Genomic DNA, 22,257 nt, shown 5'->3' with positions numbered 1-22,257 from the left:
CAGGAGGATCGCCGTCATCAATTTGTTGCAAGGAGGTTCGATCATGGAGGAAACCAGCGCCAACTTATTGGAATCCTTATCATGACGACGAAGATCATCTGGCTTGTGCGGTCCGGCCTGGCCGTCGGCATGGGTGCCATGGCGCTTGGTCTTGCCATTTTTCCCCTGCGGCAAAGCAGCGCGGCGACCGCCGCCGGCCTGCATCCCGGACCGATGTCGCGCACTGAGGCTTTCGCCCGGGCCGAAAAGCTGACCGCGCTCGGCCGCAAGATATTCTTCGATACCTCGCTGTCAGCCTCGGGGCTCCAGGCCTGCGCTTCCTGCCATAATCCGGCACACGCCTTCGGCCCGGCATCGGCCGTGCCGGTCGAAATGGGCGGCGAACATATGGACCAGCCGGGGCTGCGCGCCGTTCCGACGCTGCGTTACCTGCAGGCCGTGCCTGCTTTCACCGAGCACTATTACGATTCCGAGGACGAGGGCGACGAAAGTGTCGACAATGGCCCGACGGGCGGCCTGACCTGGGACGGCCGGGTCGATCACGGCGCCGATCAGGCAAAAATCCCGCTGCTCTCGCCTTTCGAGATGGGCAACAGGGATGCGGCCGAGGTGGTGGCGAAGCTGCGCAAGGCCGCCTATGCCGACGACATCAAGGCGGCCTTCGGTCAGACCGTTTTCGACGATCCCGAGGATGCCTTCGCAGCCGCCGCCGAAGCGCTCGCCACCTTCGAACAGAGCGGCCCGGATTTCTATCCCTATTCCAGTCGCTACGATGCCTTTCTCGCCGGCAAGGCGACACTGACGGCGCAGGAGTTGCGCGGGCGGCAACTGTTCGAGGATCCCGCCAAGGGCAACTGTTCGAGCTGTCACTTAAGCGAGCCCGCCAATGACGGCGAGCCGCCGCAATTTTCCGATTTCGGCTTCCTCGGGCTTGCCGCACCCCGCAACATGGCGATCCCGGCCAACAGCGACCCGAACTACCACGATCTCGGCCTTTGCGGCCCTCAGCGCACCGACTTTGCCGGACGCAGCGACTATTGCGGCCTGTTCCGCACCCCGACGCTGCGCAATGTCGCGTTGAAGCAGAGCTTCTTCCACAACGGCTATTTCCACTCGCTGCGCGACGTCGTCTCCTTCTATGCGACGCGCGACAGCGATCCCGGCCGCTGGTATCCCAAAAATTCAGACGGCACCGTCCGCAAATATGACGACCTGCCGCAAGCCTATTGGAACAATCTCAACCAGGATCCGCCCTTCGGCAGGAAACCGGGCGACGCGCCTGCCCTCACCGACCCCGAGATCGACGACATCGTCGCTTTCCTCGGAACCCTGACCGATGCCGATCTGCAGCCTGAGGCGACCGGGCATTAGGAATGACGTCTTTCTCAACAATAACAATCAAACCGTCGAAGCATTCCCACTTGATGTATCATAATTTCCGATATACATCATTTCATCGGAAATACTGGGGGAATGATGGAACGTTCGTTTTTGACGATTGCCGCCGGCGAGAATAATGATGCGATACGCGCGCTTTCGGCGCCGGCGCGGCTGGAGATGCTCAAGCTGCTTTGCGCTAAAGGGCCGATGAATATCAACGATATCGCGCGTGCTCTTTCGCTGCCTCAATCGACCGTCGCCACCGGGATCCAGATTTTGGAAGACGCCCGGCTTGTTGATTCCCAGCTGACGAAGGCCCGCAAGGGAAACCAGAAGATCTGCTCGGCGATCTACAGCGAAATTCTGATCAGCTTTGAGGAAAGTGCCGCCCAAAGGGCCAACAATATCATCGAAGTCGAGATGCCTGTGGGGTTGTACACCAGTTGCGACGTCCATGCGCCGTGCGGTCTTTGCTCCACCGAGAGCGTCATCGGCCCGCTCGATGTTCCCGACTATTTTCTCGATCCGCAGCGCATGCAGGCCGGGCTCGTCTGGTTCGGCAGGGGATATGTGGAATATAAATTTCCCAACAATGCCAAGGTGTTGAACAAGGATATCCGCGCCATCGAATTTTCGCTGGAGCTGTCGTCGGAAGTGCCGGGCACCAATCCGGACTGGCCGTCCGATATAACCCTCTGGGTCAATGGAATGGCGATCGGCACCTGGACGTCGCCCGGCGACTACGGCGACAAGCGCGGCGCCTTCACGCCGGCATGGTGGAAGCTCGAGGGCTCGCAATATGGGATGATGAAAACCTGGCGGATTTCCACGCGCGGAACCTTTATCGACGGTATCGCCGCCTCGAATGTCACGCTCAGCGATCTCGCCCTTGCCCAGCACTCCTCCATCCGGCTTCGGGTCGGCATCGCCGAGAATGCCGGCCATACCGGCGGCGTGAATATTTTCGGCCGCGGCTTCGGAAATCACGGGCGTGATATCATCATGCGGCTGCACGTCTGAAAAATATAAATCGGAAATCTTGATTTAAATATCTTGATTCTTTCCAGTTTTGGTCGCCGATAAAATCGCCCAAACAACTGAAATTAAACAATTTTCCCCAATATTCATATTAGTATGATTAAAATCGCAACTTGGTTGACAGAACGACATTCCTGATATCAAGTTAGAGGTAAGAAAACAAAATACCTGATATATAAACGGGAGGATCCGTTGAAGACGAACGTTGTGGTTCACCGCGATTTCCGCATCGCGACCATCGATTCCAGGCTTTACAGTTCATTTCTCGAGCATCTCGGCAGGGCGATCTACGGGGGCATTTATGAGCCCGGACACCCGACGGCCGACGAGGACGGATTCCGGCGGGATGTCCTCGATCTGGTGCGTGAGCTCGACACGCCCTACTGCCGTTATCCGGGCGGCAATTTCGTTTCGGCCTATAATTGGGAAGACGGCGTCGGCCCCCGTGAGGAACGCCCGGTACGCCTCGACCTTGCCTGGCGCACCCGCGAAGCCAACCAGATCGGCGTGAATGAATTCGTCGACTGGTGCAAGAAGGCGAATACCAAGCCGATGCTTGCCGTCAATCTCGGATCACGCGGCCTGGATGCGGCCCGCAATTTCCTCGAATATTGCAATCATCCTGGCGGCACCTACTGGTCGGATCTGCGCCGCAAGCACGGCTGGTCCAATCCGCACGATGTCAAATTGTGGTGCCTCGGCAACGAGATGGATGGTCCCTGGCAGGTCGGCCACAAGTCGGCCTATGAATATGGCCGGCTGGCGGATGAGACGGCGAAGGCCATGCGCGGCTTCGACAAGTCGCTCGAGCTCGTGGTCTGCGGCTCGTCCAATTCCGACATGAAGACCTATCCCGAATGGGAAGCGCAGGTCCTCGAGCAGTGCTATGACAGCGCCGACCATATCTCGCTGCATATGTATTTTGCCAACCGCGAGAAAAATACGCTCAACTATCTCGCCCGCGCGACGAAGCTCGACCGCTACATCACCACGATCGGCGGCGTGATCGACTACATCAAGGCGAAAAAGCGCTCGAAGAAGACGATCGGCATTTCCTTCGACGAATGGAATGTCTGGTATCATTCCAACCAGCAGGACAAGGAGATCCTGGCGCGCGACGAATGGCCGGATGCGCCGCATCTCCTGGAAGACATCTATAACTTCGAGGACGTGCTCCAGGTCGGCGGCATCTTGAACACCTTCATCCGCCGCTCCGACCGCGTGCGCATCGCCTGCATCGCTCAACTCGTCAACGTCATTGCCCCGATCATGACCGAGGACGGGGGTGCCGCCTGGCGCCAGACCATCTATTACCCGTTTTATTACGCCTCCAGATATGGCCGTGGAACGGCGCTGCAGCTGGTCGTCGATGGCCCGACCTATGACAGCGACGAGGAAAATGACGTTCCCTATCTCGACGTGTCGGCAGTCTATTCCGAGGACGGCAAGACGCTGACCTTCTTTGCCGTCAACCGCCATCCGAGCACGGCGCTCGATCTCGATGTGCGGCTGGAAGGCTTCGGAAATGCCCGGGTGGTCGAGCAGGTGGAGATGACCCACGGCGACCTGGAGGCCGTCAACACGGCAGCGCGGCCGAAGACGGTCGCCCCCGTCAATGTCGAGAGTGGAAAGATCGAGGATGGACGGCTGCGGGCGGCGTTGAAACCGTTCTCTTACAACGTCATCCGGCTGTCGGTGTGACTGCCACCGCCGGGTAGCCCATTGGGGCGCCCCCGGCTAGAACAGGATGATTTTAGGCCGAGGCGGCCTAAAATCTGAATCCTGTTCTAAATTAAAGAGTTAGAGCATGATGTCGTCCGAAAACCGCTGACACTTTTCGGCATCATGCTCTGGGATATTCGGCTCGCTGCGAGGAGGCAGGGAGCCGGAGGGATGGTTCACCGAGGTCCTGGACCTGACTGTTCAAGTCCTGAGGCTTCTGCGAACCGACAACCGCGACGTGCCCATGCGTGCCTTTACGGCCGTGGCATGATCGCTTCAAGGGAGGAGTTCATGCAACAGTGGAAGAGGTTTGCATTCGGCTTCGTGCTGGCCACGTTCGGCCTGACCGCAGTGGCCGGTGCCCAAGAATACACCTCCTTGCCGCGCAAGGAGACGCTCATCGTCGAAAATCCGGAAGGGACGATTAAAAATCCCGGCTGGTTCAACATCTGGGTCAATGGCGGCGGCGGCGTATCGACCGGCCTGCAGCAGCTGACCATGGATACGCTCTGGTATATCGACCCCGAACAAGGGCTTGGCGGCGCGAGCTGGGACAATTCGCTCGCCGCCGACAAGCCGCAATATAATGCCGACTTCACCGAGATGACCGTGAAACTGCGCAAGGGGCTCTTCTGGAGCGACGGCGTCGAGTTCACGGCAGACGACGTGGTCTATACCGTGAAGACGCAGATGGATCACCCCGGCATGATCTGGAGTGCTGCCTTCTCGGTGCAGGTGGCAAGCGTCGAGGCGACCGACCCCTCGACGGTCGTGTTCAAGCTGAGGAAGCCCAATTCGCGCTTCCACGCTATCTTCACCGTTCGCTGGAACGGCGCCTGGATCATGCCCAAGCATGTCTTCGAGAAAGTCGAAGATCCGCTTCGTTATGATTTCGCCAATCCCGTTTCGCTCGGCGCCTACAAGCTCAAGTCCTTCGATCCCCAGGGCAAGTGGTATACCTGGGAGAAGCGTGACGACTGGCAGCGGACCTCGCTTGCCCGCTTCGGCGAGCCGGCGCCGAAATACGTGACCTATACCGATCCCGGCCCGCCGGATAAGCGGACGATCGCCCAGCTCGAGCACAATCTCGATATCATTCACGACAACACGCCGGAGGGCATGTTCACGCTGAAGGAAAAATCCAAGACGATCGAGACCTGGTTCCCGGGCTTCCCCTTCGCCCATCCGGACCCGACGCTTCCGGCGGTGATCTTCAACACCCAGAATCCGCCCTTCGACAACGCCGATGTACGCTGGGCGCTGGCCCTGCTGATCGACATCAAGGCCGTGGATATGGCGAGCTACCGCGGGGCGGCGACGCTTTCGGCGCTCGGCGTGCCGCCGACGGCGGCCACGATGAAAGACTATCAGGCGCCGATGCAGGATTGGCTGAAGAATTTCGAGATCGATACCGGCAAGAGCAAGATCAAGCCTTATGACCCGACGGTCGGGCAACAGATCGCCGATATTCTGCGCAAGCAGCCGAAGTTCAAGGACCAGATCCCGACCGACCCACAAGCGATCAGCGGTGCCTTCGGCTATGGCTGGTGGAAACCGGACCCGAAGGCTGCCGGCGAACTGCTGGAGAAGGCAGGCTTCAAGAAATCCGGCGGCAAATGGCTGACCCCTGATGGACAGCCCTTCAAGATCCGCATGACGGTGGAAGGCGACACGCGCTCGGTCTTCACCCGCGCCGGAACGCTGATCGCGCAGCAATGGGCGGCCTTCGGCATCGACGCCAAAGCCGTGCCGGCCGCGAAACTTTGGCAGACGGCGCTACAGCCCGGCGATTTCCAGGTGGCGATCGCCTGGAGCGTCGAAACCTGGGGCGGCGATCCCGATCTGTCGTTCTTCCTCGATAGCTGGCATTCGCAGTTCGTGGCCAAGAAGGGTGACAACCAGCCGCCGCGCAACTGGCAGCGCTGGAGCAATCCGGAGCTCGACAAGATCATCGAGAGCATCCGCGGCATCAGCGCCGACGATCCCAAGGGCATGGAGCTCGGCAAGGATTATCTGAAGCTGGTCGCCCGCGAAATGCCGACGATCCCGCTGATGTCGTATAACGTCTTCACCTCGATGGATACGACCTATTGGACCGGCTATCCGACGATATCAGATCCCTATACCGATCCGGTGCCGAATTGGGCCAACTCCAGGCTGATGATGGTCAAGCTGAAGCCGGCGCAACCGAAATAATCCTCCCAACGCCGGCGCGAGTGTTGCGCGCCGGCCCCCTAATCGACGGGCATGTGGCATGTCCGTCGATCCTTTCCACTTGATGAAGGGAACCAGAGAGGAACCACTGCCCTATGACGTCCTATCTGATCTTTGTGCTGAAGCGGTTCGGTCAGTTTCTGCTTGTCGTATTTCTTGGCGTGACCATCACATTCTTCGTCACCCACCTGACCCCGATCGATCCGGTCGAAGAAAGCATAGGCGCCATCACCCAGATGGGGCAGTCCGATCCCAATGCGATCGAGCTGATGCGCCAGTCGCTTCGCGAGCTTTACGGCATGGAGGGCTCGATCTGGCAGCAATATCTGAATTTCTGGCTGCGGCTTGCGACCGGTGATCTCGGCCCCTCGCTCTCGGCCTTTCCCACACCCGTTTCCACCATCATCCTGCGGTCCCTGCCCTGGACGATCGGGCTGATGACGGTGTCGACGCTGATAACCTTCGTGCTCGGCAATGCGATCGGCGCGCTCGCCGGCTATTACCGCAAGGACATGGTGCTGAAGGCCGTCAGCCTCGTCTTCATCGCCCTGCTTCCCATTCCCTATTACATTCTGGCATTCGTGCTTCTGATTGTGTTCGGCTATCTCTGGCCGGTGCTGCCGATCAATGGCGGCTACGAGATGAACGCCAATCTGGATCTCTCCTTTGCCCTCGTCTTCGATATCCTGAAACACTCGATCCTGCCGGCCTTGTCGCTGATCCTGGTCGGCGCCGGCAGCTGGCTGATCGGCATGCGGGCGCTCGTTTCCAACATCATCACCGAGGATTACGTCGTCTTCGCCGAGCTCGGCGGCGTTCCGAAGCGAAAGATCCTGCGTTCCTATATCGCCCGCAACGCCATGGTGCCGCAGTTCACCGGGCTTGCCATGTCGCTCGGCGCGATCTTCAACGGCACGGTCATTACCGAAATCGTCTTCGGCTATCCGGGCATCGGCAACCTGCTGATCGAAGCGGTGCATGCCGGCGATTACAGCCTGGTGCTCGGCCTCAGCGCATTGTCGATCGTCGGCGTCGCCGCCGCGGTGTTCATCATCGACATTCTGAGCCCGCTGATCGATCCGCGCATCAAGGTGGAATAGAGCATGTTTACGATTGTCCGCGACCTCGCGCGCCAGAATATGGAATTCCTCAGCGGCCTGCTGCTCTTTGCCGTCATCGTCGGATTGATAGTGGTGTCCTATTTCTCGCCTTACAGCGCGACCGACATCTATCTTCTGCCGCCCGATATGCCACCGGACGGCGAGTATTGGCTCGGCACCACGTCGCGCGGCCAGGACGTTTTCTGGCAGCTGACGACCGCCCTCAGGAACACCCTGTTTTTCGGCATCGGCGTCGCCTTCATTTCACGCATCATCTCGCTGGTCGTCGGCCTTGTCGCCGGTTATGCCGGCGGCGCGGTCGACCGGGTGCTGATGGCCATCAACGACAGCGTCATGGTCATCCCGCAATTTCCGCTGCTGATCCTGTTCTATTTCGTGCTGAAGGACAGCATGACCTGGACGGCGCTGATCCTCATCATGGCCTCGCTCGGCTGGTCCTACGACGCACGCCTCATACGTTCGGTGGCGATCAGCCTGAAGACGAGATCCTTCACCACCCAGAGCGTCTATTCCGGCATGAGCATGCGCAAGATCCTCGTCGAGGAGCACCTGCCCTATGTTCTGCCGATCGTCTTCGCCACCACGATGAACAACATGATCTGGTCGATCGGCATGGAGATCACCCTGTCGGTGCTCGGCTTCACCGATATCGAGACGCCGACCATGGGCATGATGATCTATTGGGCCAATGCGCATTCGGCGCTGATATCGGGCATATGGTGGTGGGTGGCCGCCCCCGTCGCCGTCATCGTCGTCCTCTTCCTGGCGCTCTTCCTGCTCTCCATGTCGATGAACGAATACAATGATCCGCGCAGCCGGCTGAACCGGATGGGAAGTTAGTATGGATCCCTTGGTCGAAATTGAGAATCTGAAAGCCTATTACCGTGCCTTCCTCTATGGCGTCGATCGCGAGGTGCGAGCTGTCGACGATATCAGCCTGACCATTGCCCGCGGCGAGGTCTATGGCGTCGCCGGTGAATCGAGCAGCGGCAAGACCACCCTGATCAAGACCATTGCCGGCGCGATCCGGCCGCCGCTGCGGGTCGTGTCGGGAAAGGTGACATTTCATTTCGACGGCGGCACCCAGGATATCTACGCGATGAAGCCGGAGGATCGGCTGGCGCTGCGCTGGAAGCATCTGTCCTACATCATGCAGGGCTCGATGAACGTGCTCAATCCGGTGCGCCGGATCCGGCATTCCTTCACCGATTTCGCCTTTCGCCACATGAAGGTCAGCGGCCCGGTCTTTTTGGAAAGGGTCGCCACGCATCTGCAGCGGCTGAAGCTGGATCCGCACCTGCTCGATGCCTATCCTCACGAACTGTCGGGCGGCATGCGCCAGCGCATGACCATCGCGCTGGCGACGATCCTGACGCCGGAATTCATCATCGCCGACGAACCGACGACCGCGCTCGACGTCATCGTTCAGCGCGACGTGCTGTCGATGATCCGCGAAATCCAGCGCGAGATGGGCTCGTCCTTCCTGTTCGTCACCCATGACATGGGGGTTCACGCGACGGTCTCCGACCGCATCGGCATCGTCTATGCCGGGCGTCTTGTCGAGGAAGCGCCGACCCCCAAGCTCTTCAATATGCCGCTCCACCCCTATACGCAGCACCTCGTCGGCAGCCTGCCGCGGATCGGCGATGCGACGGCCCGCCCTTCGCTGGAGGGTCGTCCGCCGAACCTCGCCATGCCGCCGGAGGGTTGCCGGTTCCACCCGCGCTGTCCGAAGCGCATGGACATCTGCTCGCAGAAGGTTCCGCCGCTCGTCACCGTCGAGCCGCAGCGGCGCGTGGCGTGTTTCGCCGTTACGGGAGATCAGGTTTGAGCGCTCTTCTAAGCCTCTCGCATGTCACGAAAGTCTACCGCCAGGGCGGCATGCTCGGCCGGCGGCTGATCACGGCGGTCAAGGATGTCAGCTTCGAACTGGGCGCGGAGCCCGAGATCCTCTCGATCGTTGGAGAATCCGGCTCGGGAAAATCGACGATCGCGGCGATGATCCTCGGCCAGACCGAACCGACGGAAGGCGAGCTTCAATTCAGCGGCAGGACCGTCGCCATCCATAGCAGAGCCGAACGCAAGGCTTTCATGAAAGAGGTCCAGCCGGTTCTGCAGAACCCCTTCGAAGCTTTTAATCCGCTGAAGCGTGTCGATCGTTATCTCTTCGAGACCGCCCGCAATTTTTCGTTTTCGGGAAAACGGCCGGACCGGCAGCAGGCGGAGAAGATCGCGGATGCAGCCCTCGTCCATGTCGGCCTGACCCTTGAAGAAGTGAAAGGCCGGTTTCCCCACGAACTATCGGGCGGCCAGCTTCAGCGTGTCGCCATCGCCCGCGCGCTGATCCCACAACCCCGCCTGCTGGTCGCCGATGAACCGGTCTCCATGGTCGACGCATCGCTGCGCATGGCCATCGTCAATCTCTTCGGCCGGCTGAAAAACGAGCTCGGTCTTTCCATCGTCTACATCACCCACGACCTCGCCACCGCCTATTACATCAGCGACAACATTATCATCATGCGCAAAGGCGAAATCGTCGAGCGGGGACAGGCGCGGGCCGTGTTGGATGATCCGCAGCATGAGTATTCGCGGGCGCTCAAGGATGCGGTGCTGGCTGCGGATTTTAGTGCGGCGGTGTGAGTGGTGTGAGGAGATGTAGCGAGTGCGAGCGTCTATCACCGGGTGATTCTTTGAGGTGGACGACGCGAAAAGGTGTTATTCACTCAAGCCAACTAATGACAGCGACAGACAAAGTAAGCAACTGCGCAGTCTGGCTGACGTTTGAGGTGGCTGGCCTTGATGAGAGCAGAACCTCAGATCTCCGTCATTTGAGGTCTGGCGCAGCTGAACGGAATCGAACCGTCAGGCCCTGAGTTGATTTGACGAAACCCTTGATAAGTGTGCCACTGCGGGGCACGGTATCAAAAAGGAAGGAGCAGGAGGTTTGTCGGGGCGACCCCGCCGGAACTCCAACTGTATCGATTCTAACACCATTGCGGGATTTCGTCGTAGATCTTCTTGAAATGATCGTCGAATTCTGTTGTCGAGACGTTTTCGAGCCAGTGGAGATTGGGATATATTCCGAGCATCACGCTTAGGATCGCTTCGCTGCCCGCAGTCGCACTGCGTATCGCAGATCCGGCAGCATCCTCTGATATCGAAAGGTGCCGATGCTCGAACAGGGCTGCCGCAATAGCCTTGGCTCGAAATGGTGCCGGCGGATGTGACAGGGCGTGTAGTGAAGCAGAATGCCAATTGGACCGGTCTGAAACACGAAAATAAATAAATACCATTGTCAGGACGAAACCCGCTATCGCTTTCTGGTCGGGAAGCAATTTCGCTCTGAGGATTTTTGTCATCTCGAACTCGGCCTTGAGCGTTAGCTCCCGGTCAATGACCTTGATTGTTCTCTCGAGGGCAAAGCTGTCTGCTATGATCTCTCTCGCCTGGGAGGCAATGGCACCCACAGAGCCAGCTTCCCTCGGCTCTGTCTTGTCAACGAAAATGGAGGCCCGGTCCCTTCCCCCGCGGCGTCGCCCATGGTCATACCAAAGATGACCTGCCTCATGATAAGTCACGAAGCGAAATAGGACGCTCAGGATTGCCAGAAACAATATCTGTCGCTCAGGATAGGCAATCCACGACGTTGTTTCGGACTTCCAGTCAAACGGTACGCCTTCACCGAGAAGCGTACGTGGCGTTTCAACCGATCGTTCAACGGCCGGGTTCCATCTTGCTTCCAGCGGTCCCTCAAATGAGGGAAATACACCGCTTTCGGCCGCATTTGCGGCAAGTCTGCAAAGCAGCCAAAACATCCCCGCGTGCATCGCTATAATGTCCATTTCGTCCTGTATAGCGACCGCCTGCATCTCCACTCCCTCAACGAAGGTGAAGCAGCATTCATGGGTCTTCTTAACTGACCTGCAGATCTCGCGACCCTCAATGTGAAACGGCACCAGGAAACCCGATGCGTCGTCCGGTCGGGGATCGAGCCGCGGGGGGATACCAAATCGTCGCAAGATGACGTCAAGTGCGTCCATATCGTCCAAACTTGCTTGAGGGTGTGAGACCCATGCGTTGGTGGATCACAGCTGTGGTCGAGATAGCCTTAGAGTACGATGCCAGTCCGCTCTTCAATCTGTTTTTGAGAAAGCCCTTGGCGAGGTCCTGCAAAAGATCGAGCGTGAAGCCTTTTGCGGACAGTGCGCCCTCCTTCGTTTTTCTCCAGATTTCCGCGTCCCTGACACTTTCCAGGAAGTCATGCCCGGACCAAGTTAGCCGGGTCGGCACGATATGGTCGAAGGCGTATTGATCATCGGGAACGGCATCACCTTCTATTAGCCGGGCCTCGACAAGCAATCGGAGATGCTCGGCGATAACTTGTGGCTCATGATTCTCGGCTTCAATCTCGACATCGCCACCGAGGCCCTGGTCGAATTCCTCGATCTGCATAAGGAGATCCCGCACCAAGTCCATATCGCGCTTCAAAACGATCCTCCGAATGTTGTTGAGAAAAGAGACGACTCGATTGATCGACAGCTGCAACAAATACTACCTTAGATACATGATCAAAACACCTTTAGACAGACGCGTTTCTGTGGTGCTTGAGGGCGAAACCGTCGAACTTCGCCTCAGTGAATTGCGGGGCATGCCTTATGTGGTCTTACTCGGCGAGCCAGGTATTGGAAAATCCACGGCCCTTGAATATGAGGCGAGTCAAGAAGACGGGGAGATTCTGACGTGCCGCGAAGCGATGAACGGGATCCCGCTCGCTGCTTCCTCGACAGCGTATCTCGACGCGCTGGACGAATATCGCGCCGGAGAAAATGGCAAGGACAAGCTTTTGCAACTTGCCAATGCGATCACTCAAAGCGGGGTCGCGCGTTGGCGCCTCACCTGCCGTGCGGAGGATTGGCGTGCGGCAGCCGATATGCTCGCCATGCGGCGAGCCGCAAAAAACCAGCTAGTCACGGTTGCGCAACTTTTGCCGCTGGACGATACCGAGGCAGAGATCGTCTTATCCGGCCTCGGTGAAACTGATCCGGAGCGGTTCCTTAGGGATGCACGCGCTCGCGGAGCCGGCGCGTTCCTTGAGAATCCGTTGAGCTTGCAACTCCTCCATTCGGTCGTCGCATCTGGCGGCGTATGGCCGAGCACCCGATTCGAGCTGTTCGACCGAGCCATTTATGCGCTTGTTCACGAGCATGATCCTCAACGCGTCACTGATCGGCGGCCGCCAGTCGATGATATTATCGATGCAGCAGGACAATTATCATTCTACTTGCTGACGACCGGCGCGCGGGCACTTTGGCGCTCGAATGCGCTGGCCGTTGGATCGTGTGCGAAAGACTTTGTGATTGTCCAGTCGCTTCCGATTGACCCCGAGTTGGCGGGGTTTTCCTTGGATACGGCAATATTTCGCGGAGAGGGCCAGAGCTTTGAGCCGTCGCACAGAACGATCGCGGAATTTCTGGCGAGCCGCTTTCTTGCAGAGCGAGTTACCGGGCAGCCGACAGGCGTCATTTTTCCTTTGAACCGGGCGACTGCGCTCATCACCGGCAACGATCAAAAAGCACCGAGCGAGCTGCGAGGTCTCTACGCCTGGCTTGCGGCGCATCTCTCACAAAGGCGCGACGAGAAGGCAGCATTGAGACTGATCGAGCGGGATGCGGCCACGGTCCTGGCCTATGGCGACGCAGCCGCCTTTACCACGAATGGGCGCAGGGCAATCCTCGTCAACCTTGACCGTGACGACCCGTTTTTCCTCTCCTCGCGGGATACGACTACGGTATTTGGTGGTCTGGCTGGGGATGACCTCGTTCCCGACTTCCTATCGATTCTGGACAGTGAGGTCACAAGCCATCTGCAGTTGACCGTCCTTCAGGCGCTTGCCGATGGCCCCCCGTTGGTTGGAATGCAACTCAAACTGCACGACATCGCACTTTCTTCGTCCCGCCCCCTTTGGCAGCGTCAAAGAGCGGCTGAAGCCTGGGTCAAAGGAAGCTCGGATCCCGATAAGGCAAGGCGCAGGTTGATCTCGGAACTATCTCAAACAACCAAAAGCTATGATCAGGTTTCCTTGAGAGCCGTGCTCTTATCGGACATCCCCACGCGGGAGCTATCGCACCAAGAGATCTCGGACCTACTTTCGGAGTTCAACGATCTGCCGCCGGCCGCGGACGGCGAGATTGAGGAAAGTGGTAACCTCTATTCGCTTCTTTTGAAGCTCAGGAAAGCGCCCCGTCCTGATCTCTTCGACCAGCCGATCATCCACAAGTCGACTGAAGATCGAGGTCTCAAGCTGGAAGTGCGGCACTTTCTACAGGCGGCCCTGGCCTACGCGATCAATGAGAACCTAGAGATCGGTGCGAAACGGCTTTGGTCGTGGATCAAGAACACGCGCGACTACGAGTGGGATCGGCTCGAGGAGGAGCTTGCCAAGACGATAGGCGCTTGGATCGATGTTGACAAGGGAAAGCGCGAACTTGAGCTTTTCACTGTCCTCCTGGAAAGCAGCCCTGCCGACGAGGGGCCGTGGGTGGCGACCAATCACTACATCACGATTGCTCGCAGGGTTCCCGACGACACACTTATAGAGAACCTCCTCGATCTCGCCAGCAAGACGCCCGTTGGCGCTCGGCGCCGGCGACTGTTCGAAGTTGCAGCCTACGCGGTTCGCAGTGAATCCCAATGGCCCATATGGGAGGGTCGCATCGTCTCGGCGCTCGAAATGGAAGAAAACTTTTCGGACTTCATAACGGGGCTGCGCGCAGATCCTAACAAGAGCTGGAAGGAAAAGGAGAAAAAGCGAAAGGCAAAAGAACTCGCCGAAACCGACGCGGCCCGCGCCCACAACATCGCATCGCTTGAACCGAAGCTCAACGCGATCGCTGCCGGCAGAGTAAGCGAGTTTGGTGCGCTGAAATGGGCATCCGAACTCTACCGGAACGCCGTGATCTCCAAAAAAGAACCTCCGCTTGCCAAGATCGAGCACTTCACCAACGCCCGGATCACATCCGCTATCGCCGAAGGACTCGTCCAGTTCGCAATCCATACTGACATCAAGGTCGACGCCGGTGAACTCGGTAAAGCTGAAGCGACTAACGGATCCTACGTCCAGGAATATGTCGTCGCAGCCGGCCTGCACCAGGCGCTCCTCGCAGGAAGGGACGAGGAGATCGGCAACTGCCCGCCGGTTATCGCGATCGTAGCTCTACGGCAAAGCTACTTCAGCGGCGAAGAACAGCCATCGCTCGCCAATTGGGGAGTACAGCGCCTTGCGCACGATCCAGAGACAGGCTCAGAGCAGATCCTTCGCTATTGGAATTCGGCGCTTGACGCCGGAGACAAGGACCTTGATGCGATCCACCACCTGGCTTCATCGAGCGAGCGGGATTTCGTCTCTGGTCTGTTTAAACGGCTCCTGCAGGAGCGTCCGAATCTGCCGCACATGGCGTTGCGCCAAGCCCTGACGGCGTCAGCGAAGCTTTTGACGAAGGTCGAGATGGGCGATCTTACCGAAGGTGCGCTTGCGGGAGAGTTGGATATTTCCGGCAGACAATTGTGGGAATCTGTTGCCCTGACGCTCGACCCGGAAAAGTTCGAGACCTCCCATATGCCCGAGGAAATTCATGCGGCATTGCTGGCTCCAGATGGCGGCCTTGCAAATCGGCTGCACGAAATCTGCCCGCAGCCCGACCGGCTCGACCGGCTGCGGATCTCCACCCTGGCTGGAATTTCCCCATTGGAAGACAGGGATTGGGCCCGCCCCGATGGCCCAAGCGGTATCATCAGGGCGGCGATCAATCGTCTGAGCGCGTCAAGTGATCCTGATTCGGGCAAGACCCTGAAGTCCCTCATCGTCCCATCTGATCCAAGCTGGCGGTCGCTGCTCACTCATGCAGCGGCAGAACACGCGCGTCTCATGCGCGACAATCTGTTCGTCGCGCCATCTGCTGCCCAGTTGAAAGCGGCCCTCGCCGGCGGCCCGCCGGCGAGCCCAGCAGATCTTGCGGCTGTCGTGCTCGAAGAGATCGAAAGGTACAGGAGCACCCTGCGGACCGGCAGCGAAATGCCATGGAAACGCTATTGGAATACGGACCACAATGGCGCGGCCGACAAACCCCAAATTGAAAACGAGGACCGGGACCGGCTGCTGGAACTGTTTAGAGTTCGGCTGGAACGATACGGCGTGGCAGCTTCCTTGCCCGAAGCGCGCCGCGGAGAAAACACCCGCGCAGACGTGCTGCTTCTCTCACATGCAGGAAAGAACCTGCCAATTGAGGCAAAGCGCCACTTCAATCCCGAACTTTGGATTGCCGCCGAAGAACAGCTCGCCGGTTACGCTGCCGATGAGGATGCGTTCGGCTACGGCGTCTATCTAGTGTTTTGGTTCGGAACTGAATATCGCACGCCCGCAAGGCGCGACCGGAAGAAACCGCCGGCCAGCGCGGAGGAATTGGAGGCGATGCTACGGTCCGACCTCCCCTCGACCTTAGAAGGAAAAATATCTGTCATAGTTCTGGACGTTTCGCGTCCGGAGACGATGACCAAGCCAAAACCCACCGGGAACAAGAAAGCGCGCGCGTGATCAAGTTCAACGATTGGTGCGATACCTTCCGAAGGCGCGGTAGGCGTTCACCTGCTTCGCGTGATGTCGGGAGACCCCGCATGGCTAAATGCGGGTATCGCTGCGATAGCCGCCGCGGTCCCCGGCCACTACGCCAGCGAGGAGCGCATAACCGGAATCTTGCGGCGCCTTAGGAAGCCGGAGGCTGCCCAGTTCGCCGAAGGCAAATTGCCTACGAGCAAACCCATCCGCTCCGGCGACCTTCCCCATGCGGTGTTACTCGCGTTGCGAGAAGCGCCGAGACGGATAAAGTCGACATCTCCTATCTGGGGCCGAACGACCTCCGGCTTGAGTAGCGTTCACGATCAGCCGTCGGAAGCTCTCCGCGCCATAGGTTAGGACCCAAGGCTTACGGGAGCTTCTGATTGCGGCTAAATTCACAGGGAAGTCGGATTTGCTTCATCGAGACGATCTAGCCCGGTTCATAGCGCATTTCGATGCAGCTCGACAACAGGCCTACGAGCCGGCAGCGCCACCGGATATCTTAGCAGCCGACGACGGTCTCTTTACGGCTGAGCTCTTTCGGTTGACTCAATCGCTCCAGATTGCGGCAGTTGCCGGCGATGCCGAAATCGGCCACGCCGTCGTCGCCCGCATGATCGTTGACCAGATGGGCGACAAACGCGGTCTTGATCTGGAGCATGCTCTCGAATGGCGCCGCGCAATCACTTGGTGCCTGCTTGCCTCGGTAGGTGAGCATCGTTCTGGAGCCCTTACCACGCGCTCAAAGGAGGTTGGTAGCGCTTGCAAAAGGCTTAAGAAGCGGGGCGTCAAAATCTCCATAAACACCTTTGGCGTCGAAATTACCGATCGGCTTACGGCCGATGTCACCGCTCGGATGGAAGGTTTGGTCCGACATCTAGGGGGCACGGAGGTCGTCCAACAAGTCTGCGCTCTTGTTTCAGCGAACGACATGCTCCACGATGGCATGTGGTTACTGGGCAATCGCATTCCGGGCATTCACTCCACAAGCATGCCTGCTTTCCCCGTTGGATGGATCTACTCGCTCGGACTTCGCTTTCTCCGCAAGCGCAGTAGGGCCCGCAAACCAGCGGCGCTATGGAAATCGATTGTCGAGCTAGCCGTCGATTTCGCAGCGGCCCTCGACTGTCAGCGATACAGCCAATTTGAAGAAATTGACGTTCACGCGGCCCAAGTGGAGCGGGTTCTGAGGGATTCGCTCCTTTGGCGGGAGCTATTCGTTCTCCCGCAACTGCCCGCGGTTGCTCTGCGTGGGTTGAATGACGCGTTCGTTGCTTTGATCACAGATGAGGACCAATCGTCATTGCCATGGGATGTCGAATCGGCAATTCGGGAAATTGATGAGCTGCTTTCGAGATCGCTCAGCGACCGCCCAACCCTGCATCCAAGACACGGAGCCGCTTCGCGCTACCCGACATTGCTCAAGATGGGATTCGGTGCGAATGGCATGGTCAACCCGACTTATGGAAATCCCATCGGTGGCGGAAATCGCAATCAGAGTGATTTCCTGTTTTTCGATCATGGGGATGAGACTGTGTTGACGATGCCTGCTCCGTTTCTCCGAGAAGCGTTCTGTCTGATTGTGTTTACGGCAATAGCAAAGAACCTAAATTCCAAAAGATCGTCGAAGCTGATCGGCAGTATCTTCGAATACACGCTGGCAACAGCATGCAAATCCAAGGGCGACGTCGTCATTGGCGGGGCACAATACTCCGATGGTAAGCGCAAGCTGGAAATCGACGTTGGCGCAAGAGAAGGAAATCAAGTCGTGTTCTTTGAAACAAAAGCCAAATCCATTACGGCGATGGCCAGGTCAGGCGACTTGATGGCGTTCTTCTCCGATTACACCAAAAGTTTCCTGGCTATGCTCAAGCAGCTGGTGCGCCATGACTCTTCGCTTCGAAAAGGCCTCACCCCGTTGGCGGGGAAAGAGGAAGACCTCGACCAGCTTAGATCCTTCAAAGTTGCGGTCTCGCCCCTCTCCTACGGCCCAGCAAGCGATAACATGCTCGGAAGCTCGCTTGTAAGGTCGTTCCTCAACGTTCGACTTCATCCCCTCGAAATCAACGACAGAAATCAGAAGATCACTGATGACTTCAATAAGGCGTTCGACGATATCCGAACGCTCATAACTGATGTTGTTCCTATCGGAGCAGACGGCAAGCGCGACGCTTTTGCATATTTTATCGATGTGATCTGGGTTGATCTCGGCCAAGCGCTCTATGCGATCGACCGCGCCCATTCTGTTGCCTTCGCTTTCAAACCTATTCAATACATGACGTATTTGACGCGTGACTTCTGGACTGAGGCGGCCTTCGCCGACATCCAGGGCATAACTGCGAAGTATTGGCGTCCGGTGGCGAGTTCGTAATTCTTAGTCCTGATGAGCTGCACAATATCGGATTACTCAAAGGTCCAGCGCCTACCGACTGTCGCTGATTTCATCTTCGCCATTCTTGTTACTGGCCTCACCTCACGCGCCGGAAGCGTCTCCGATTATCAGTATATTGTCTGCGATATTTAGGGGCAGCTAAACCGAGTTCGGACCGCTCCCGCCTAGTGCTTGAAGCAATTTTCGCGATGCCACTGGAGAAAATGAGGATGTGGCCGCTCAAACGGTCTTGAAGGGACGATCGCCCTTCCAGACGTGTTGATGAGGCCTTGGATGCTCTCCGGATCGTTGGCTTGCCGCGAGATCAGGATATCGAGGTCATCCGAGAGACCGATCAGGCCGCGGTCGAACATCCAGTGTGCTGTGCCAGACAGAGAAATGCCGTTGGTGAGGATGTCGGGTCCATTTGCTTCGACGGGGCGGATATGCGCAGCATCGACTTCCGCACGTCCGCCACCGTTTATGAGCTTCAGCCCAGTGATTGCGCACCGTTTGTCATAGACCTGCAAAACGAGCCGGCGAAACAGCCGATCGCGAACGATCCGCGACGAGAGCTGTGTAGCCCTGTCGCGCTCGTGCTCAAATAGGAACGGCGCCTGAGTTCCGCTTCAAATCCGTCCGCTGCAAGCGTTACTGCCGGCTCAACCAACCGAGGCAGTTCAGGCTCATGCTCGTCCAGGCCAATCGACACGATGCGATTGAAATCTGCTACGGATATGGGGCGCACCGCGGCCTGTGCTCTGCCGGAAATCCGCCCCTCCTCATTCAGCACGCCTCGCTCAATGACACCGCCCGGCCCACTGAACGGAACGGTATTGATGAAATCGAGGTAGCTGCCCGGCTCGATGAGTGCCAAATACATGCCGAACGCCTTCGGATCCGGAACGACTCGGGCCACCTTAGCGATAGCAAAATAGCCCCGGGTCGCCGCGACTCTGCGCGGCTCGTAGTAAATGATCCAATCCCCGAGGCAGGCTTTTACGCGACCGAGATACTGGCTCGGGAATTGGTATTGTTCTGCCGGGCTATCGTCATAGATCGAATCTGACCGGTGAATGAAAACGCCGAATCCCATGCCCGATGCCTAGCACGACTAGGTGGGTTCGGAATACGGGATCAGCAATAATTGGCGAGGAAGAGCTGCAGGCGTCCGTGTTTCGAAGAGTGCAACTCATGATCAAGCCGCAGGCCACCAACCAGTTTGAAAACCCTCGACTCGCCAACTCGGTTTGCAGACGAGCGGCAACAGACGACGACTCGCGCAAAGTTTCAATTGACCGTTTCCGATGGCGAGGCGACACTTGCAACCTGTAGCGAGGCAGGAGGAAAACGATGGACGACACAGACCGCTGGCGCGACATGGCAAGCGCACCGAGAGACGGCAGCCGGATCCTCGTCACGATTCGCCCGTCCGAACAGGGGCCGGCGGAAGTTGACCTCGCCTATTGGTCGAATGGCGATCAGTTTGGTGCAGAAGGCTGGCGCGCCTCTGATTCCTCGCCCGGGCACATCATCGAATATGCCGAGCCGGAATTGAAGTGTTGGATGCCGATGCCCTCGGCCAATCGCACCTCGATGCCCTCCCCTTGGGAAGGCGACGATGACCAGGAGCTTCACGGCTCAGGGATCTGAGAACGCGCGCTGCCATGTTGCGATGTTTCGATATGTGGCGGGTGGCAAATCCAGTTGAAAATGACCAGAGACCACCAACTCAGCGCCGCCTTGAAGGCAATTGCGCGAACGGCGTGTCGCCGATACAGGCGACCGTTCCACCTCAACGTAGATGCCGTGCCTAATCGTGATTGGACATCGGCTGCGACCTGAGCGACGCTATCTTTGGGAGGCGGACCATCTATTTTTCCGGAGATAGGAGGCCGAAATGGAACAGTACGCACTCGATCAGTTGAAAACCATCGCCAAGGTCAGCACGACCTGCAAGCGCCTCGAAATAACGCGGCGCGAAAGGCTTGAACGCTGGGCCGAAAGTCTCGAACGCAGCCCGAGACCGTTTCTGAAGACGCTACACGAAACCGAATATCAGCCGATGGCAGATCGGCTTGCTCTCAGGGATGACGGCACCCCGATCTCCGTTGCATTCGCTGATCCCATTCTGCGGGCGGCAGGAATGGAAAATGACAGCTATGGAGAAGCCAAACGGTTCTTCGAACTCAGCGATGAGCAATTGCACGATCTGGTGTGCTTCTGCCATTTCGGTGAACGCGTCAGCGCGGCAGTCGTCGCTCGCCGTTTGCGGAAGATGTCAGGTTCCAAACCAGACGGGTTTTTCGCTCAGCTTCGTGCGTGGTTTGCCTGATTGAGGCCAAAGGCCACCATCTGACGTGCTGGTCGGGGATGCATCGATCCCCGTCGGCGCCCCGTCGCGGGTGGCACGAACAGGCCATGGTCACGGCCTCCGTTGGGGCATGGCCGGCACTCCAACGACCATTAACTGATTGCCGACAATGCGCTTTCCGTAGCCGACGTGACAAATGCAGAGGTGTAGGTTCCGCGCGACAGTTGGGCTTTAAGCCTCAATATTGTCGAGCATCGAATTCTTCAATCGTTTCCGGATCCTGCTTGCCGGGAGGAGTGTCTCGTACTTGTGACCAGAGGGTGACGTCAGTGACGTTAGCCTGCTTGGGCTTCCGGAACAGGTTGAAAAGCTAGGGGCCTGATTGCGAACGCAGCAAAGAGGCCTCTGAGGTAGCACAGACGTCTCCAATTCTAGAAGCGCCTACATATCCGCGTTGTCGTTGAACGGCAGTCCGCGAGTTCTCCATTCGTCCCTCAATATATCTTCCAGGTCCTCGACCGTGAATTCGTCGAAGTTTGCCCAGAGCTGCACGGCCAGCGCCTTCAAATTCGACGTTGTTTCTGGGTCAGCTTCGGCTGCCGCGGCAAGCCGATAGATTTCCTGGCGGAGTGTATCACTCTCTGTCATGTCGCTCCTCATGGCACTGCGCCAGCGCCTCCTGTTGGATGGCAGGCACGAACAAGGTAATCCCTAAGTTTGTCGCAGGATGCCGGCCTCCTTCGCCGCAGCCTCAAACGCAGCTCGCGCTTCCGCACCGGGAACAACGCCATTCGCCGCGTCCAGGCATACCTTCCGCGCTGTCGCGTAGCTCGCGCTTCTGTTGTCGGGCCAGGATTTCTTCAAAAATGCGACCGCCTCTCGAGCGCTCCTGATGACGTGAAAACGATCATCTATCTTCAATTCGACGTTCGCATCCCAAATGCTGATCATGGCGTCCTCCGTGGGGCAGGCTTCCCACAAACGTATATTAGGAAGATCTGTTCCAAGCGGACGATCCGGCCGGAATTTTGGCAGCAGCATGAGGCTCTTTCGTTTTAACCCACAACCGCTCGCGATAGCCGTCGCTGTTGCGCTGCGTCCTACCGCCGTGCTTCGAAAGCTTCGCCTTATCTTCGGTGAAGCGCCTTCGATTCGGCTCTGAAGGTGCATTCAAGAAAATGGCGAAGGATGTCGATCCGGCCATGCGAGTCACGTCCCCAAATCGCAAAACGACCCATCCCCACGCAAAGAGCCCCGCGGTTGTTGCCACCGCGGGGCTCCTTGACGCCTCACCCGGGAGAGGGGGTCAGGCGGCCTGTACCTTGCGGGCGGTGCGCGCCCATTCGGGCAGCCAGTCGCCGTGGGTGGCGAGCAGATCGTCGACCAGCGACCAGATCTGGTCGAGGTCGAGTTCGGCGGCCGTATGCGGGTCCATCATCGCGGCGTGATAGATGTGCTCGCGATTCTCGGTCATCAGCGCCTGAAC

Annotated in this window: 16 protein-coding genes and 2 pseudogenes; 12 read left to right on the top strand and 6 right to left on the bottom strand. The window is 58.2% G+C overall.

Annotated features, from left to right (window positions below; genetic code table 11):
• The first annotated feature begins 81 nt into the window (after positions 1 to 81).
• The 8 genes from OIU37_RS27150 to OIU37_RS27115 all read left to right on the top strand — a co-directional run bounded on the left by OIU37_RS27150 (position 82) and on the right by OIU37_RS27115 (position 10,115).
• Positions 82 to 1,371, top strand: coding sequence for a cytochrome-c peroxidase (locus OIU37_RS27150; RefSeq protein ID WP_264259229.1), 1,290 nt, complete (start codon positions 82 to 84; stop codon positions 1,369 to 1,371).
• 102 nt (positions 1,372 to 1,473) lie between these two features.
• Complete coding sequence (locus OIU37_RS27145; RefSeq protein WP_011655028.1) at positions 1,474 to 2,400, top strand: transcriptional regulator; 927 nt, start codon at positions 1,474 to 1,476, stop codon at positions 2,398 to 2,400.
• A gap of 210 nt (positions 2,401 to 2,610) precedes the next feature.
• Positions 2,611 to 4,119: an alpha-N-arabinofuranosidase gene (locus tag OIU37_RS27140; protein ID WP_264259228.1), complete on the top strand. Its 1,509-nt coding sequence runs from the start codon at positions 2,611 to 2,613 to the stop codon at positions 4,117 to 4,119.
• A 312-nt stretch (positions 4,120 to 4,431) separates the two neighbouring features.
• Positions 4,432 to 6,336 carry an ABC transporter substrate-binding protein gene (locus tag OIU37_RS27135; protein WP_264259227.1) on the top strand — a complete coding sequence of 635 codons (1,905 nt, stop codon included), beginning with the start codon at positions 4,432 to 4,434 and terminating at the stop codon, positions 6,334 to 6,336.
• Positions 6,337 to 6,449: 113 nt separating this feature from the next.
• Positions 6,450 to 7,454 (top strand): ABC transporter permease, encoded by a 1,005-nt coding sequence (locus OIU37_RS27130; RefSeq protein WP_020053050.1) that lies wholly within the window; start codon positions 6,450 to 6,452, stop codon positions 7,452 to 7,454.
• Between the two features lie 3 nt (positions 7,455 to 7,457).
• Positions 7,458 to 8,315, top strand: a complete 858-nt coding sequence (locus OIU37_RS27125) for an ABC transporter permease (RefSeq protein WP_077980211.1) — start codon at positions 7,458 to 7,460, stop codon at positions 8,313 to 8,315.
• Position 8,316: 1 nt separating this feature from the next.
• On the top strand, positions 8,317 to 9,306 hold the full coding sequence (locus tag OIU37_RS27120) for an ABC transporter ATP-binding protein (protein ID WP_240605299.1): 990 nt from the start codon (positions 8,317 to 8,319) through the stop codon (positions 9,304 to 9,306).
• The gene (locus OIU37_RS27115; protein WP_240605298.1) at positions 9,303 to 10,115 is read left to right on the top strand and encodes an ABC transporter ATP-binding protein; all 813 of its coding nucleotides are present in this window, start codon (positions 9,303 to 9,305) and stop codon (positions 10,113 to 10,115) included. The genes OIU37_RS27120 and OIU37_RS27115 overlap by 4 nt, the downstream gene beginning before the upstream one ends.
• Before the next feature lie 344 nt (positions 10,116 to 10,459).
• On the opposite strand, the gene OIU37_RS27110 is transcribed toward OIU37_RS27115, so the two are convergent.
• Positions 10,460 to 11,344, bottom strand: a complete 885-nt coding sequence (locus OIU37_RS27110) for a hypothetical protein (protein WP_240605297.1) — start codon at positions 11,342 to 11,344, stop codon at positions 10,460 to 10,462.
• Positions 11,345 to 11,501: 157 nt separating this feature from the next.
• A complete protein-coding gene (locus OIU37_RS27105) occupies positions 11,502 to 11,963 on the bottom strand; it encodes a DUF2513 domain-containing protein (RefSeq protein WP_264259226.1) in 462 nt (153 codons plus the stop codon).
• A gap of 40 nt (positions 11,964 to 12,003) precedes the next feature.
• Here OIU37_RS27105 and OIU37_RS27100 point away from each other — a divergent pair, with 40 nt between their 5' ends.
• Positions 12,004 to 16,065, top strand: coding sequence for an NACHT domain-containing NTPase (locus OIU37_RS27100; RefSeq protein WP_264259225.1), 4,062 nt, complete (start codon positions 12,004 to 12,006; stop codon positions 16,063 to 16,065).
• Positions 16,066 to 16,498: 433 nt separating this feature from the next.
• The gene (locus tag OIU37_RS27095) at positions 16,499 to 18,457 is read left to right on the top strand and encodes a hypothetical protein (protein ID WP_240605294.1); all 1,959 of its coding nucleotides are present in this window, start codon (positions 16,499 to 16,501) and stop codon (positions 18,455 to 18,457) included.
• A gap of 185 nt (positions 18,458 to 18,642) precedes the next feature.
• Here OIU37_RS27095 and OIU37_RS27090 read toward each other — a convergent pair.
• Positions 18,643 to 19,553 (bottom strand): annotated as a pseudogene (locus OIU37_RS27090) (HNH endonuclease).
• 257 nt (positions 19,554 to 19,810) lie between these two features.
• On the opposite strand from OIU37_RS27090, the gene OIU37_RS27085 reads away from it, so the two are divergent.
• Positions 19,811 to 20,110 carry a hypothetical protein gene (locus OIU37_RS27085; protein WP_130747125.1) on the top strand — a complete coding sequence of 100 codons (300 nt, stop codon included), beginning with the start codon at positions 19,811 to 19,813 and terminating at the stop codon, positions 20,108 to 20,110.
• Between the two features lie 247 nt (positions 20,111 to 20,357).
• On the top strand, positions 20,358 to 20,792 hold the full coding sequence (locus OIU37_RS27080) for a hypothetical protein (protein WP_180696939.1): 435 nt from the start codon (positions 20,358 to 20,360) through the stop codon (positions 20,790 to 20,792).
• Between the two features lie 420 nt (positions 20,793 to 21,212).
• Here OIU37_RS27080 and OIU37_RS27075 read toward each other — a convergent pair whose 3' ends face one another.
• The 3 genes and pseudogenes from OIU37_RS27075 to OIU37_RS27065 form a co-directional block, all read right to left on the bottom strand.
• A complete protein-coding gene (locus tag OIU37_RS27075; protein WP_264259224.1) occupies positions 21,213 to 21,419 on the bottom strand; it encodes a hypothetical protein in 207 nt (68 codons plus the stop codon).
• Between the two features lie 63 nt (positions 21,420 to 21,482).
• Positions 21,483 to 21,722, bottom strand: coding sequence for a DUF982 domain-containing protein (locus OIU37_RS27070; RefSeq protein ID WP_018497060.1), 240 nt, complete (start codon positions 21,720 to 21,722; stop codon positions 21,483 to 21,485).
• Positions 21,723 to 22,077: 355 nt separating this feature from the next.
• Positions 22,078 to 22,257 (bottom strand): annotated as a pseudogene (locus OIU37_RS27065) (alpha-glucosidase/alpha-galactosidase); the annotation flags it as partial.

Origin of the sequence: Rhizobium sp. BT-226, assembly GCF_025847085.2 — a bacterium.
In the GTDB taxonomy this organism is placed as follows: Bacteria; Pseudomonadota; Alphaproteobacteria; order Rhizobiales; family Rhizobiaceae; genus Rhizobium; species Rhizobium sophorae.
Note: the sequence above shows the minus strand (reverse complement) of the source record. Positions and strands in the feature narration are given on the sequence as shown.

Bases quoted from the DNA above. Each gene is read 5' to 3' on its own strand.
- OIU37_RS27070 (WP_018497060.1), bottom strand. From the start codon at position 21,722: ATGATCAGCATTTGGGATGCGAACGTCGAATTGAAGATAGATGATCGT.
- OIU37_RS27110 (WP_240605297.1), bottom strand. From the start codon at position 11,344: ATGCAGGCGGTCGCTATACAGGACGAAATGGACATTATAGCGATGCAC.
- OIU37_RS27145 (WP_011655028.1), top strand. From the start codon at position 1,474: ATGATGGAACGTTCGTTTTTGACGATTGCCGCCGGCGAGAATAATGAT.
- OIU37_RS27080 (WP_180696939.1), top strand. From the start codon at position 20,358: ATGGAACAGTACGCACTCGATCAGTTGAAAACCATCGCCAAGGTCAGC.
- OIU37_RS27130 (WP_020053050.1), top strand. From the start codon at position 6,450: ATGACGTCCTATCTGATCTTTGTGCTGAAGCGGTTCGGTCAGTTTCTG.
- OIU37_RS27085 (WP_130747125.1), top strand. From the start codon at position 19,811: ATGGACGACACAGACCGCTGGCGCGACATGGCAAGCGCACCGAGAGAC.
- OIU37_RS27075 (WP_264259224.1), bottom strand. From the start codon at position 21,419: ATGACAGAGAGTGATACACTCCGCCAGGAAATCTATCGGCTTGCCGCG.
- OIU37_RS27120 (WP_240605299.1), top strand. From the start codon at position 8,317: ATGGATCCCTTGGTCGAAATTGAGAATCTGAAAGCCTATTACCGTGCC.
- OIU37_RS27150 (WP_264259229.1), top strand. From the start codon at position 82: ATGACGACGAAGATCATCTGGCTTGTGCGGTCCGGCCTGGCCGTCGGC.
- OIU37_RS27135 (WP_264259227.1), top strand. From the start codon at position 4,432: ATGCAACAGTGGAAGAGGTTTGCATTCGGCTTCGTGCTGGCCACGTTC.
- OIU37_RS27125 (WP_077980211.1), top strand. From the start codon at position 7,458: ATGTTTACGATTGTCCGCGACCTCGCGCGCCAGAATATGGAATTCCTC.